Here is a 13967-nt window from a genome sequence, read left to right on the forward strand (position 1 = left end):
GGCCTTCGCCGTGCCCACCCCCAGTCAAGAACATTCAAGGAGAGTTGTGAACAGACGAAGGCTAGGCCGGGCCGCCGGGGTCCTCCTCATAGCGTCCGCGACGCTGGTCGCACCCGCGGGCGCCGCCCAGGCGTACAGCCCGACCGGCGGGATCATCTACCAGCTCGGCGATGAGCCGTGCCTCAAGGGACGCGGCAACTGCGCGGTCTACCCGAAGTCGGCGCAGCTGCCGAACGGGCGCCTGGTCGCGTCGTTCGAGAAGGCCACCGTGGTGCCGGCCACGGGTGGGGCCGCCGGAGAGACGCTGCCGGTCTACTCCAGCGACGACTACGGCACCACGTGGCAGCCGCTGTCGGAGCTCAAGGCACCGGCGTATCTCTCCGGTGATCCCCAGTACGCGAAGTACACGAGCAACTGGACGAACCCGTACCTCTACGTCCTGCCGCAGACCGTCGGCAGCCTGAAGGCGGGCACGCTGCTCCTCGCGAGCATCGTGTCCGGTGACGACTACTACTACGCCGAGCACAAGGCCGCCGACCCGAACTGGACGCCGTCCAACGACGGAGACCGCAAGGACCTGGCGATCGCCCTGTTCTCGAGCACCGACGCCGGGGTGACCTGGAACGTCGTCAACGTCGTCGCGACCGGCGGATGGCAGGGCGGCAGCGCGGGCGCGGTCGGCCAGAACATCGCCGGCGCGAACACGCACAAGCAGGTGGATCCCCTCTGGGAGCCGTACCTGATGGTCCACGACGGCAAGCTCGTCTGCTACTACTCCGACGAGAACGACTATCTCAGCTTCGACCCGGCCACCGGGATCCCGAGGCTGGACCCGGACAACGACACGGCCACGGACTCACACGGCCAGATCCTCGTCCACAAGACCTGGAACGGCAGCAGCGCGACCTGGAGCGATCCCGTCGTCGACGTCGCGGGAATCACCCAGAACATGGGCGGCGGCAAGACGGAGATCGGGGGTGGCCGCCCGGGCATGACCAACGTCGTCCAGACGACGGACAAGAAGTGGTTCATCGCCTACGAGTACTGGGCCGGCGGGGCCAACGTCCGGTACAAGATCGCCGCTGACCCGCTGACGTTCTACGCCGACGGCGACGCCGCCGGCAAGGACATCACCGCCCTGCCGGTCGACGCGGGCTCCCGGGCGCTGACGACCGGCGGCAGCCCGGTCACCATCCAGCTTCCCGACGGGCGGCTCGTCTACAACGCCGCCGGCAGCGGCAGCGTCTGGGTCAACGAGAGCGGGCGCAGCGACGGCGCGTGGACCGAATACCAGACCACCATGGGGCCCGGCTACAGCCGCAACCTGCAGTACGTCGCGGGCACCGGCCGCGTGGTGATCCTGCGCAACCAGGGCACCTCCCAGATCGCGTACGGGGAGGTCGACCTCGGCCGTTCCGACGGCACCTACTACCGGCTGGTCAACAAGAAGACCGGCCAGTCGATCGGCACGGGCGGCAAGACCAACGACGCGAACCTCGGCAACCGCGACGTGCCCGACGTCGTCCTGGAGGCCACCGGCTCGGCGGCGAACAAGGACACCCAGTACTGGCACATGGTGACCAAGGCGGACGGTGCCCGCACTCTGCTGAACAAGTCGGGCGGCCGGGCCGCGGCCATCTGGACCGGGAACGCCACCGTCGGCCAGCGGATCGGCCAGTGGGTCGACGACATCGCGGGCGGCAGCTGGAACCCCGTCAAGACCGACGGCGGGTACTACAAGTTCCAGGCAGTCAAGAACACGGATGTGTACCTGACCGGCGCGTCCGCCGGGGCGGCTGTCACGTTGCAGAACGCGGCCGACGACGGCTCCCAGGAATGGCAGCTCGTGCCGGAGGCACCGGCCGTGGCCGAGCTGACCGCGGGCAGGCAGGCCGGCACGCTGATCGCGACGGACCCGATCGGGAAGGGCGCGACCGTGCCGCTCGACGCGACGGCGTCGGACCCCGCGGGCAACTCCCCGCACAAGAACGCGACCGGCCACGGCTACCTGGTGGCGGCCGACAACACGGTCACCGAGCTGGGCCCGGTCTCCTTCGACGCGAACCAGCGGGGCACCGTGCGGCTGCCCGAGACGGTCGCGGTCGGCTCGGCCTTCAGGATCGCCGTCACCTTCGACGGCACCCCGCTGATGTGGGACGCGGCCGTGCTGCGATCGGCTGCCAAGGTGCCGTCCGCGCCGGGCCGGCCGACCATCGCGGTCGCCAACACCGACATCAACCTCGCCTGGAAGGCGCCGGCCGACGGCGGTTCCCGGATCACCGGCTACCAGGTCCTGCTGACCCGCGACCCGCGAGTCGTGCTGACGCGGACCGTCGCCGCCGGTGCCACGAAAGCGACCTTCAAGAAGATGAAGCCGGGTCGGTACACGGCGAAGATCGTCGCGATCAACGCGGTCGGCAAGTCGGCGCCGTCGGCCGCCTCCGCCAAGGCGACGGTCACCAGCGCCGCCCCGGTGAAGCTCTCGGTCACGGTGAAGTCCCAGTGCACCAGCGGCACCGCCCGGGTCGCCGTGTCCGCGCTGAACAAGGCCGGTAGAAGGGCCGACATCACGCTCAGCACCGCGTACGGCTCGAAGAAGTTCGCCGGCGTCGCCAAGGGCAAGTCCGCCGCCAAGGTGTTCGGCTCCGGCAAGAAGCGGATCGGCGCGGGCAAGGCGTCGATCACCGGATACACGTACGTCGACGGGGTCAGCTACTCCAGCACCTACCTGGCGTCGTACGCCGCCCGCAAGTGCGGCTGACGGAAGGGACCGGACATGGAACATCGTTCACGAGGCCGCAAGGCCGCAGTGGGAGTGCTCGTCATGCTCCTCACCCTGCTCGGCTCCGCCGTGCCCGCCGTGCCCGCCGGGGCCGCCAGCCCGACGCCGCGCACGCTCTACCAACTGCCCGGCAACGCCCAGTGCACCAAGGGCTTCGGCAACTGCGTGGTGTATCCGAAAGCGGCGGCACTGCCGAGCGGGCGCCTCGTCGCCGCCTTCGAGAAGGCGACCGTCGGCCCGACCGGCACGGCAGCCGGCCAGGTCATCCCGGTGTACCGGAGCGAGGACGACGGCACGACCTGGCAGTGGCTCTCCGACGTCCGGGCGCCGGCGGCCATGTCGAGCAATCCCGCGTACGCCAGGTACACCAGCAGCTGGACGAACCCGTACTTCTACGTCCTGCCGCAGAACGTCGGCAACCTCACCGCCGGCACTCTCCTGCTCTCCACCGTGGTGTCCGGTGAGGACGTCTACTACACCGAGCAGAAGGCCGCGAACCCGAACTGGGTGCCGACCAACGACGGCGACCGCCGCGACATGGCGATCGCGCTGTACGCGAGCACCGATCAGGGTGCGTCCTGGAGCTTCCTGAACATCATCGCGACGGGCGGCTGGCAGGGCGGCAGCGCCGGCGCCATCGGCCAGCGCATCGCCGCCGCCAACACGACCCGGCAGGTCGACCCCGTGTGGGAGCCGTACCTGATGGTGTACAACAACCAGCTCGTCGCGTACTACTCCGATGAGAACGACTTCACCGGCTTCAACACGTCCACCGGCGCGCTGACCCTGCGGGCCGACAACGGCACGGCAGGTGACTCCCACGGGCAGGTGGTCGCGCACCGAACCTGGAACGGCACCACCGCCGCCGCGTGGAGCGCGCCCGTGCTCGACGTCGCCGGTCTCACCCAGAGCGTGGGCGGCGTCAACCAGATCGGTGGCGGGCGTCCCGGCATGCCCAACGTGGTGCAGACCAGCAACGGCCAGTGGATGCTGACTTACGAGTACTTCGGCGGCGGCGACAACGTGCACTACAAGTTCTCGTCGAACCCGTTGGCCTTCTTCTCCGCCGGTGGTGCGGCCGGAACGAACATCACCGCGCTGCCCGTCACCTCGGGATCCCCCGCGGTCGCGCCGGGTGGCAGCCCGGTGGTCATCCGGCTTCCCGACGGCCGGCTGGTCTACAACTCGAACGGCAGTGGCGACGTCTGGGTCAACCCGAGCGGCAGCAGCACCGGCGCCTGGACCCGGCAGCTCACCACCATCGAGGCGGGTTACAGCCGCAACCTGACCTACCTGCCCCGCAGCGGCCGGGTGCTGATCGTCACCGGGTTCAACACCATCCGGCACGCCGACATCGACCTCGGGCGTTCCGCCGGGGCGTACTACAAGCTGATCAACCGGCGCAGCGGCAAGGCTCTCGACGCCTACGGCGCCGGCCTGGCCGACGGCGCGAACCTCGTGCAGTGGGCGGACAACGGCGGTTTCAACCAGCATTGGCATCTCACCGACATCGGTGGTGGCTACCGTACGCTGCTCAACCGCAACAGCGGCCGGGCCGTTTCCATCTGGCAGACCAGCACCGCCGACGCCGCCCAGGCGGTGCAGTGGGTGGAGAACACCGGGCTCGACCAGGCCTACACTCTCGAGCCGGTCGGCGCCTACTACGAGATCCGCGCCCGCCACAGCGGCAAGCTGCTGACGGTCTCGGGCGGATCGGCCGCCGACGGCGCCGCCGTCATCCAGTGGCCGGACCAGAACCTGGTCGAACAGCAATGGTCGGTGGTGCAGGTGTCGAGCTAGTCGCCGACGGCATCCGGCCCGGGGAGTCCGGGCCGGATGCCGTCGCTACTGGGCGACCTTGAACAGGTTGTTGAGCTGGTTGTTGACCTCGGTGAGTGAGCTGACCGGCTCACTGCCGATGTAGACGGCGTCGAAGCGGGGTATCAGCAGCGCCGTGATGTCGGCGGCGTTGGTGGTCACCGGGAAGAGGAAGGTCGTCTTGTCGGTGACCTGGTCGGTGAAGGGCGTGACGTCGAGGTCACGCTCGGCCTTGTTGTAGGCGATGGCCTTCTCGGTCGCCTCCGGGCGGGCGGGGAACACCACGCCGGACTCGCCGATGATGTCCTGGCACTCCGCGCCGGACATGAACTTCACCCACTTCGCCGCGTCCTCCGGCTGTTTCGACATCGTGGTGATGGAGTCGGCCAGGCCGTTGAACATCGAGGCCCGCTTGCCGGTCGGGCCGATCGGGGTGGGTGCGATGCCGATGTCGAGCTTCTTGCCGGCCGCGTCGGTGAGCTTGCTGAAGGTCGAGATCATCCACGATCCGCTGAGGCCCATGGCCGCCATGCCGGACTGGATCTGCTTGTCCGAGCCGATCGCGTTGCTGCCACCGATCTCGGCGTAGGTGGACATGTATCCCTTCTCGGCCAGCCCGAAATACCACTTCAGGGTGTCCTGGAAGGCCGGCTGGTCGAGGTTGAACCGGGTGCCCCAGGGATTCCGGTCGGTGGCCTGCCAACCGGCGCTGCCGGTGAACGCCGACCACTGGGTCTGTCCCCAGCCGGCGCCGCCGGACCCCTCGGCGGCCAGGCCGTGGGTCTTGACGCGGGTCTTGTCGAAGCCGGGCTCGTCGCCGCGGACACCGTTGACATCGATGGTCAGGTGGGCGACGAGGTCCTCGAACGTGCCGCCGTCCTGCGGGTTCCACGCGAGGTTCTGCAGCTGGGCCGGGTCGACGCCGGCGGCTTTGAGGGCCGCCTTGTCGTAGAAGATGGCGATCGTGTCCCAGTCCTTCGGGGCGCCGTACCGCTTGCCGTCCTGGCCCTTCCAGAGCTCGGCCAGGCCCTCCTGGTAGTCGCCGTCCCGGATGTCGCTGGTCGGGGCCAGGTCGTCCAGCGGCCGCAGCACCTTGAGGTCGACGTACTGGGCGAACCGCGCCAGGTGGTCAGTGAAGACGTCCGGCGCGGCGTCCGCGATGAAGCCGGCGGTCAGCTTGGACCAGTAGGTGTCCCAGCCGTACTGGGAGATGTTGATCCGCAGGCCGGGGTTCTGCCGCTGGAACGCGTCGGCGCACTTCTGGTAACCCGGTTGCTGCCCCGAGTCCCAGAGCCAGTATTCGATGACGCCGGCGGTGCCGCCCACGCCGGCCGAACCGCAGGCGGTCAGCAGGCCGAGCGTGAGCGCCGCCGCGCCGGTCTTGAGACGGGTGAACATCACGGCCCTCCTCACTTGATTCCGCTGAAGCCGATGGAGTTGACGATGCGTTTCGCGAAGACCATGAACAGCAGCAGCATCGGCAGGGCGGCGACCAGGGTGGCCGCCATCAGGCCGGACCAGTCCGGCCCGGTCTGCGGGGTCTGCGACTTGAACACGCCGAGCGCGACGGTGAGCACCCGCGACCTGTCGGTGTAGCTGACCATCAGCGCCCAGAAGTACTCGTTCCAGGTGGAGATGTAGGTGAGGATGGCCAGGGTCGCGATCGGCGCGGTGGACATCGGCAGGATGAGCCGGAAGAACACCCGGACCTTCGAGGCGCCGTCGATCAGCGCCGCCTCCTCCACCTCCTTCGAGATGCCGAGGAAGAACTGCCGGAGAAAGAACACCGCGAACGGGGTCATCAGCATGCTCGGCAGCGCGATCCCGAGCAGCGTGTCGACCAGGCCGAGCTGCTTGATCAGGACGAAGTTCGGCAGCAGCGTGAAGATCGCCGGGATCATCAGCCCGGCCAGGAAGAAGGCGAACCACTTCTCGCGGTTCCGCCACTCCAGGCGGGCGAAGGCGTAGGCGGCCATCGCGGAGAAGAACACCTGCCCGGCCGTGACCAGTGTGGACACGACCACGGAGTTGAACAGGTACCGCCAGAAGTTGATCGGCTGGCCGGCGCCGCCGGCGTCGATGGCCTCCTGGCCGGTCTGCAGGCCGAAGACGCGCTGGAAGCCGCCCCACGACGGCTGCACCGGCAGCAGGTTGTCACTGCCGGCATAGAGCGCGTTGTTGCTGGACAACGCGGTGCGGAGCATCCAGTAGAAGGGGAACAGGCTGGCCAGGATCACGAGGACCATGAAGAGCCAGGCGAGCGCGCGGCCGAAGCTGAACTTCTTCGGTTCCGGCGGGTCGACCGTGCGCGCGGGCGGTGTCGGACCGACCGTGGTGGCCGGGGGAGCGGTGTCGATGGCCATGGCCCCTCCTCAGTTCAGGTCGGACGTGTCGGCCCGGGTGACCCGGTACTGGACGAAGGTGATGACCACGAGCACGATCAGCAGCGCCACCGACATCGCGGAGGCATAACCGAACTGGAAGCGACCGAACGCCACGTCGTAGATGTAGTACTGCAGCACCCGGGACGAGTCGACCGGGCCGCCGCGGGTGGTGATGGCCACGGTGTCGAACACCTGGAACGAGCCGACCACCGTGATGATCAGGACCAGCGCCAGGACCGGGCGTAGCAGCGGCACGGTGATGCTGCGGAACATCCGCGGCTCGCTGGCGCCGTCCATCCGGCCGGCCTCGTACATCGTCTCGGGGATGGTCTGCAGCCCCGCGAAGATCAGCAGCGCGGTGTAGCCGACGTGCCGCCAGACGTTGATGAGCGCGATGGTCGGGATGACCCACGTGTCGGAGGACAGGAACGGGATCCGGTCCAGCCCGATCGCCGCGATGAGGGTGTTCCCGATGCCGAGCTGGTAGTCGAGGATCCAGAGGAAGACCATCGCGGCCACCACATTCGACACCAGGTACGGCGCCAGCACGATGCCGCGCAGCCAGGTCCGCCGGGTGAGCCGCTGCATCATCACCGCGATGACCAGCGCGACGATCGTCTGCAGCGCGATGTTGACGACGACGTAGTAGACGGTCACCCGCATCGAGTTCCAGAACACCGGGTCCTGGGCCATCCGGATGTAGTTGTCGAGGCCGTTGAACTCGGGCGGCGTCAGCAGGTTGAACCTGGTGAAGCTGAGGTAGATCCCGCGCAGGGTCGGCCACACCATGAAGACGAGAAAGCCGATCAGCGCGGGCAGGATGAACAGCAGGGCCAGGCGGGTGTCGTCGCGCTTGCGTTGTGGTCTGGCGGCTCGGCCGGTTCGCCCCGGCTCGGTGGTCGTGGTGGTCACCATCGCTTCTCCTTCGCCGTACCTGCTCCGGAGGTATTTACAACCAGATTGAAAATATTCCCTGGTGGCCGAAGTGACAAGGGTCACTCGTAAGCTGGTGGGATGGTGCACCCCGGCAGATCTGGACGCTCGGTGGCCTTGTCTCCGGGAGAGCTGGCCGTGGCCCGGCATCTGCTCATCCACGGGCCGTCGACCCGGGGAGACCTCGGGGACAGGCTCAATCTGTCGTACGCGTCGACATCGCGCGCCGCCCGCGCCCTGATCGAGGGGGGCATGGCCTCCGAGGCCCTGGTGCCGGAGTCGGTCGTCGGCCGGCCCCGCCAGGTGCTGACCGCGGTGCCCGGTGCCCGCCACGTCGTCGGCTGCAAGCTCACCGCCGACACCGCGTACGGCGTGGTCTGCGACATGTTCGGCACGGTCAGGTCCACGGCCCGGGCGGCCCTGCCGGCGCCGGCGGCGGACGGCGCCGTTCCGGTCGAGGGCACGGCGAAGGTGATCGCCCAGCTGACCACCAGGCTCGGCCGCCGGGTGCCCACCGTCGACGGCATCGGGGTGGCCCTCGGCGGCATCATCAGAAACCGATCGATGGTGCGCGAGGGGACCTTCCTCGGCTGGCGCGACATCGACCTCGCCACCCCGCTCGGCGAACGGACGGGCCTGCCCGTCACCATCACCAACGACGTGACCGCGCTGGCCCGCGAACAGCTGTGGTTCGGCGCCGGCCGCACCCACTCGACCTTCGGCCTGATCACCGTCGGCGCGGGCCTCGGCTTCGGCGTCGTCCGGGAGGGCGTCGCCGTCGAGGAACTCATCGACAACGGCCACCTGCTGGCACACACCCCCGTGGACACCCGCGGGCCACAGTGCAGAATCGGCCACACCGGCTGCGCGGCGGCCTACCTCAACCGCGACGACATCGAGCACCACGCCTCGGTCGCCGCGGGCCGGGCCGTCACCTTCGGCGAGCTGATCCGGGCCCGCGCCGCCGGGGACCCGACCGCCGCACACTGGCTGGACGGCGCCGCCCGGGCGCTCGGGCACCTCGTCGCCACGTTCGCCGGGGCACTCCAGACCTCCTGCGTCGTCCTCGCCGGCGAGGACGTCGCCACCCTCGCCGGCACTCCGGCGATGAACGACGTCATCGCCGACCGGCTGCGACCGGGACGCGACGAGACCCAGCGCTGCGCCCTGGACATCATCACCACCCCGCTGACCTTCAACGACTGGGCCCGCGGCGCCGCCGTGGTCGGCATCCAGAACGCGCTCGGCGCCACCTGACCAGGGGAACCCGCCGCCGGGGACCGCGGGCATCGCGCCCCGGATGCTTCACGGTGCCGGGTCGGTGTCGCTCTCGGGCGGGCAGCAGCAGGCCAGGTAGCTCCGCAGGTCGGCGAGCCGGGCGGCGATGGTGGTCGGGTCGGCGCGGTAGCGCACCAGTTTGCCGTCGCGGGCCGACCGGACCAGCCCTCCGCGTTTGAGGAGGGACAGCTGTTCGGAGGTGGTGGATTGGCCGAGGCCGCAGGCGTCGGCGACCTCACCCACGGTCAGTTGGGTGCCGCCGGCGAACAGCAGCATGATCTGTTGGCGGGTCTCGCTGGCCAGGGCTTTGAGGAAGTCCTGGGTCGGCCCGTCGACGGTGGGTGCGCTCATCGGCTTCCAGTCTCCTCCACGACATCACTTCGTCTTTTCCCGAAATGACGATACCTTGTGCGAATGAGTATCGCTGATGTCGCCGTGATCGGCGGCGGGCAGGCGGGCCTCGCCACCGCCCACGTCGCCCGCTCCCGGGGTCTGGTCCCGGTCGTGCTGGACGCCTCGGCAGGCCCGGGAGGGTCGTGGCCGCACTACTACGACAGCTTGACCCTGTTCTCCCCGGCGAGGTTCTCGTCGCTGCCGGGCCTGCCGTTTCCGGTCGCCCCCGACCGATATCCGCTGCGCGACGAGGTGGTGGACTACCTCACCGCCTACACGGCACGGCTGGACGCCGAGGTGCGGTTCGGCCAACGGGTGGCGCGGGTGACCCGGTCGACGGGCGGGTTCACGGTGTCGACGACCCTTGGGACGGTGGTCGAGGCCCGGGTCGTGGTCGCGGCCAGCGGCGGGTTCGGCGCACCGTATCGGCCGCCGCTGCCGGGCCTGGACGGGTTCACCGGCACCGTGCTGCACGCGGCGGACTACCGCGAACCGATGGGGTTCGCCGGTGCCCGGGTGGTTGTCGTGGGTGGCGGGAACTCGGCGGTGCAGATCGCGGTGGAGTTGGCCGAGGTCGCCCGGGTGACGGTGAGTGCCCGGCGGCCGGTGCGGTGGCAGCCGCAGCGATATCTGGGCCGCGACTTTCACTGGTGGTTGGCCCGCGCCGGCGTGGACACCGCCTGGTGGGGGCCTCGGCTGGCCGGTGGGACGGTGCCGGTGATTGACGACGGCCGGTACCGGGCGGCGGTACGCGCGGGCCGACCGGATCGGCGGCCGTCGTTCGCCCGCCTGGACGGCGAGGTGGTGGTGTGGGCCGACGGCACCCGCGAACGGGTGGACGTGCTGCTGTTGGCCACCGGCTACCGGCCGGATGTCGGCTACCTGGCCGGAGCCGGCGGACTGGACGCCACCGGTGCCCCACTGCACCGGGCAGGAGTGTCGGCCACGGTGCCGGGCCTGGGATATGTCGGGTTGGAACGGCAGCGCAGCTTCGCCTCGGCCACCCTGCGCGGTGTCGGCCGCGACGCCGCCCACGTGCTGAGCGTGCTCGCCCGCGACCGCGCGGCGCATGCGGCTGCCGCCCGGTGAGTGTGAGTGTGCTGGTCGTGGGGGTGCTGCTGATCGCCTCGATGACGGCGGCCGGGACCGCGGTGACCGTCGCCGACTTCCGCGCTCTCGCCGCCCGGAGGGTGGTCCTCGCGGTCGCGGTCGCGGTCAACGTGCTGCTGGTGCCAGGGCTTGCGGTGGTGGCCTGCGCGGTGGCCGGGCTGGCGCCGTCGGCCACGTTGGGGATCGTGCTCGCGGCGGCGGCCCCGGGTGGCGGGACGGGGGCGTTGCTGACCTTGCACGCCCGTGGTGATCTCGCGCTGGCCGCGGCCCTGCAGGGAGTCCTCGCGCCGCTGGGCCTGCTGAGTGCGCCGTTGTGGGCGGAGGTGTCGGGGCACGACGTAGTGGCCTCGGGGTGGGCCGGTGCCGGCCTGGTGGTCGGTGGCCTCGCCGGTCAGCTCGCGCCCCTCGCACTGGGGATGTGGCTGCGCCGGCGGGACCCGGACCGTGCCGCTCGGGTGCATCGGGTGGCGCGGCGGGTCGCCGATGTGCTGCTGGCCGGCCTGGTCGGGTACTTCGTGGTCACCGCGGGCGGCCAGTTGCCGGCGTTGGGATGGCCGCCGATCGCCGTGGCCGTGCTGCTGGTCGGGGTGTGCCTGGCGGTGACCATGATCGGCTGGCTGGGCCGGCCGGCGATACGGCGGGCGGTCGCGATGACCAGTGCCGTGCGGAACCTGTCGCTCGCGTTGTTCTTCGCCACCCCGGCCGGTGTCGGGGTGGTGGTGGCGCTGCTGGCCTACGGCTTGGTGATGTACGTCCTGTCGGTGCCGGTCGCGGTCCGGCTCGGACGCACCGTGACCGCCTGATCGGCCGGCGTCGGCATTCCCGCGCGGGCGAGGGTGCCGACGCTGTCGCTGCCCTGGTCGCTGTCTTGCGGCAACGACGAGGCGGCAGGCGGCGACCAGCGTCGTGGTGTCGACACGCTCGGGGGGCCTTGGCCGGCTGCGCGGTCCGGCCCGCGGCGCCTCAGCGGTTGGGCGGAGCTGCCAGCTGGTTGCACAGTCGAACCATCTGGTTGTATGGTCGAACCATGCAGAGTGGTGAGGCCGACGCCGCGCAGGAGGCCCTGATGCGGTTCGTCCGTAATTTCGGCCTCCATCAGCCCGACCGCACGCCATGCGGGCAGCCACTGCCGGTCTCCGAGGCATACGCCATGGCGGAGATCGCCCGCGAGGGCCGGATCCGTCAGGTGGAGCTGGCTCGCCGGTTGTGGCTGGAGAAGAGCACCGTCAGCCGCCTGGTCACCAACCTGGCCGGCCGGGGCTGGGTGCACCGGGAAACCGCCGAAGGCGACGGCCGCGGCGTCCTTCTGGTGATCACCGACGCGGGAGCCACCGCCGCCGCCCGGCAGGCCGACGCCCGCCGCGAGCGGCTCACCGCCCTCCTCGATCGGGTAGCCGATGACCAACGCGCCACTGTGGTGCGCGCGCTTCAGACCCTCGCGGAGGCCGCTGTTGAACCGTCCTGACCACCCCCGGGCCCGTCGAGTCCTGCTCCTGGCTGCCGTCGCCACTGCCGTTGCCCTGAGCAGCGGCTGCGCCGACGCGTCAACGCCGGCACCGGCGACCTCCAGCCGTCAGGCCGAAATCGCCGAGCGCGGCGCGTCCGTCATGCCGTTCAACCTGGAACGCACCACCCACCAGTTCACCAAGACCGACACCGGCGGCGTGCAGACCGTGATCGCCGACGATCCGCAGGACGCCACCCAGATCAACCTCATCGGGCAACACCTGACCGCAGAGGTCGACCGCTTCCGGCGCGGTGACTTCACCGACCCGGCCCGCATCCACGGCAACGAAATGCCCGGCCTCGCAGCGCTACGCGCACATGGCGGACGAATCACCATCGACTACCGAACAATCCCGGACGGCGGACGCGTCACCTACACCACCAGCGACGCCGAGCTTCGCCAGGCGCTGCACCACTGGTTCGACGCTCAAGTCAGCGACCACGGCCAGCATGCCACTGGCTAGCCACCCGCCCATCCGTGCCGGGCGGCGCCACTTCCGGTTCTCGCCGCCGGGCACCGGACGACCACCAGCCTCATGCGGCCCGGCCGGTGGGCAATCCCGCCCACCGGCCGCTCCCCGGCCGGGTTACCCCATCCGCTTGCAGATCATCGGGTCGTCCTTGGACACGAGCGCCACATCGACCTTGCCGAGCTTCTCGCGATCGAGCGGGTGGAAGAGGCTGAAGTAGAGGCGGCTGCCCGCGGGCATCTTCGCGGGCGTGATGATGAATTCGAACTGGTAGTCGGGCGCCTTCACCTCGGCCCGGTACACCTCGTCGGCCTGGGGCAACTCGGCGTTCCTCGGCACGCACCGCACGTGGGTCTTGACAGCCGCCGCGATGCCGGCGCCGGCCAGGGCCCGCTGCAGGGCCTCGGGATCCTGGATCTGCTTGGAGCTCAGCGTCAGCTTCACCTTGCTGTCCGGTGCCTTGCTCAGCGTCCAGCCCACCGGCACCATCGCCACCGGCGCGGTCGTCTCCACCGGCCCGGCCGCCGCCGCGGTCGGAGCCTCGGTGGGCTGCCCGCCGGCCGACGGCAGCGCGAACGCGACCCCGGCGGCCGCGGCGACGGCGGCCAGGCCGGCGCCGGCCACACCGAACGCGGTCCGGTTGCGCCGCCGGGCCCGGCCGCGCCGCAGGATGTCCTCGACCGGCCGATCGAGCCGCACCGGGGAAACGGTCTGCCTCATCGCGTCCAACACCTCATCGTCGTTCATATCCGATCTCCTAACTGGCGACGGACACGAACTGTGCCCGCAGGGTTGCCGTGGCACGAGACAGATGGACCGCTACGGTCCGCGCGGAGATGCCGAGCGAGGCGGCTACCGTTTCGGTGTCGAGGTCGAGCCAGACCCGCAGCATGATCACCTCGCGCTGCCGCGGCGGCAGCCGGCGCAGGGCCGTCAGCAGGGCGGCGTCCACCCCGGACCCCTCATCGGCCGGCTGCACCCGGTCGTGACCGGCCAGGGCCACCTCGCGCCGGCGCCGGCGCCACCAGGACACCCGGGTGTTCAGCGCGGTCCGCACCACCCAGGCCGCCGGCGCCGGATGCCGGCTCACCTTGGGCCAGGAGGCCCAGGCACGCGCGAACGCCTCGGCTACCAGATCTTCGGCCAGCGCCCGATCAGCGACGCCCGCCAGGACGGTGCGCAGGCAGTCGCCCCGGCACCGCTGGTAGAAGTCCGTGAAGTCCTGCTGTTCTCGTTCCACACTTCCCTTACGCTCCGGCGCCCCGTTTCATTTACCGGCGACCGGAACAATCT

At 70.2% G+C, this 13967-nt stretch carries 13 protein-coding genes; 7 read left to right on the forward strand and 6 right to left on the reverse strand.

Features of this window, described 5'->3' with window-relative positions:
- Positions 1–46 precede the first annotated feature (46 nt).
- Both DMB66_RS48095 and DMB66_RS48100 read left to right on the forward strand, forming a co-directional pair.
- Positions 47–2761, forward strand: a complete 2715-nt coding sequence (locus tag DMB66_RS48095; RefSeq protein WP_125810801.1) for a fibronectin type III domain-containing protein — start codon at positions 47–49, stop codon at positions 2759–2761.
- Positions 2762–2776: 15 nt separating this feature from the next.
- On the forward strand, positions 2777–4582 hold the full coding sequence (locus tag DMB66_RS48100; RefSeq protein WP_125810802.1) for an RICIN domain-containing protein: 1806 nt from the start codon (positions 2777–2779) through the stop codon (positions 4580–4582).
- Between the two features lie 45 nt (positions 4583–4627).
- On the opposite strand, the gene DMB66_RS48105 is transcribed toward DMB66_RS48100, so the two are convergent.
- Genes DMB66_RS48105 through DMB66_RS48115 form a run of 3 tightly spaced genes read right to left on the reverse strand, consistent with a single transcriptional unit; the run spans position 4628 to position 7899 of the window.
- A complete protein-coding gene (locus DMB66_RS48105; RefSeq protein ID WP_125810803.1) occupies positions 4628–5998 on the reverse strand; it encodes a sugar ABC transporter substrate-binding protein in 1371 nt (456 codons plus the stop codon).
- 11 nt (positions 5999–6009) lie between these two features.
- Positions 6010–6963 (reverse strand): carbohydrate ABC transporter permease, encoded by a 954-nt coding sequence (locus DMB66_RS48110; RefSeq protein ID WP_125810804.1) that lies wholly within the window; start codon positions 6961–6963, stop codon positions 6010–6012.
- 9 nt (positions 6964–6972) lie between these two features.
- The gene (locus tag DMB66_RS48115; RefSeq protein ID WP_125810805.1) at positions 6973–7899 is read right to left on the reverse strand and encodes a carbohydrate ABC transporter permease; all 927 of its coding nucleotides are present in this window, start codon (positions 7897–7899) and stop codon (positions 6973–6975) included.
- 129 nt (positions 7900–8028) lie between these two features.
- Between DMB66_RS48115 and DMB66_RS48120 the strand changes: the two genes are divergently transcribed.
- Positions 8029–9174 carry an ROK family transcriptional regulator gene (locus tag DMB66_RS48120; RefSeq protein ID WP_158647599.1) on the forward strand — a complete coding sequence of 382 codons (1146 nt, stop codon included), beginning with the start codon at positions 8029–8031 and terminating at the stop codon, positions 9172–9174.
- Between the two features lie 48 nt (positions 9175–9222).
- Here the strand turns inward: DMB66_RS48120 and DMB66_RS48125 are convergent, their stop codons facing one another.
- The gene (locus DMB66_RS48125; RefSeq protein WP_125810807.1) at positions 9223–9546 is read right to left on the reverse strand and encodes a helix-turn-helix transcriptional regulator; all 324 of its coding nucleotides are present in this window, start codon (positions 9544–9546) and stop codon (positions 9223–9225) included.
- Positions 9547–9609: 63 nt separating this feature from the next.
- Here DMB66_RS48125 and DMB66_RS48130 point away from each other — a divergent pair, with 63 nt between their 5' ends.
- From DMB66_RS48130 to DMB66_RS48145, 4 genes are all read left to right on the forward strand, one after another.
- The gene (locus DMB66_RS48130) at positions 9610–10677 is read left to right on the forward strand and encodes an NAD(P)/FAD-dependent oxidoreductase (RefSeq protein ID WP_125810808.1); all 1068 of its coding nucleotides are present in this window, start codon (positions 9610–9612) and stop codon (positions 10675–10677) included.
- Positions 10674–11501, forward strand: coding sequence for a hypothetical protein (locus tag DMB66_RS48135; RefSeq protein WP_125810809.1), 828 nt, complete (start codon positions 10674–10676; stop codon positions 11499–11501). The genes DMB66_RS48130 and DMB66_RS48135 overlap by 4 nt, the downstream gene beginning before the upstream one ends.
- 224 nt (positions 11502–11725) lie before the next feature.
- A complete protein-coding gene (locus DMB66_RS48140; RefSeq protein WP_125810810.1) occupies positions 11726–12163 on the forward strand; it encodes a MarR family winged helix-turn-helix transcriptional regulator in 438 nt (145 codons plus the stop codon).
- Positions 12150–12668 (forward strand): hypothetical protein, encoded by a 519-nt coding sequence (locus DMB66_RS48145; protein WP_199753062.1) that lies wholly within the window; start codon positions 12150–12152, stop codon positions 12666–12668. The genes DMB66_RS48140 and DMB66_RS48145 overlap by 14 nt, the downstream gene beginning before the upstream one ends.
- A 123-nt stretch (positions 12669–12791) precedes the next feature.
- Here DMB66_RS48145 and DMB66_RS48150 read toward each other — a convergent pair whose 3' ends face one another.
- Together DMB66_RS48150 and DMB66_RS48155 are read right to left on the reverse strand one after the other, a co-directional pair.
- Positions 12792–13421: a hypothetical protein gene (locus DMB66_RS48150; protein WP_125810811.1), complete on the reverse strand. Its 630-nt coding sequence runs from the start codon at positions 13419–13421 to the stop codon at positions 12792–12794.
- A gap of 10 nt (positions 13422–13431) precedes the next feature.
- On the reverse strand, positions 13432–13914 hold the full coding sequence (locus DMB66_RS48155; protein ID WP_125810812.1) for a sigma-70 family RNA polymerase sigma factor: 483 nt from the start codon (positions 13912–13914) through the stop codon (positions 13432–13434).
- Between the last annotated feature and the right edge of the window lie 53 nt (positions 13915–13967).

This window comes from Actinoplanes sp. ATCC 53533, from assembly GCF_003947245.1.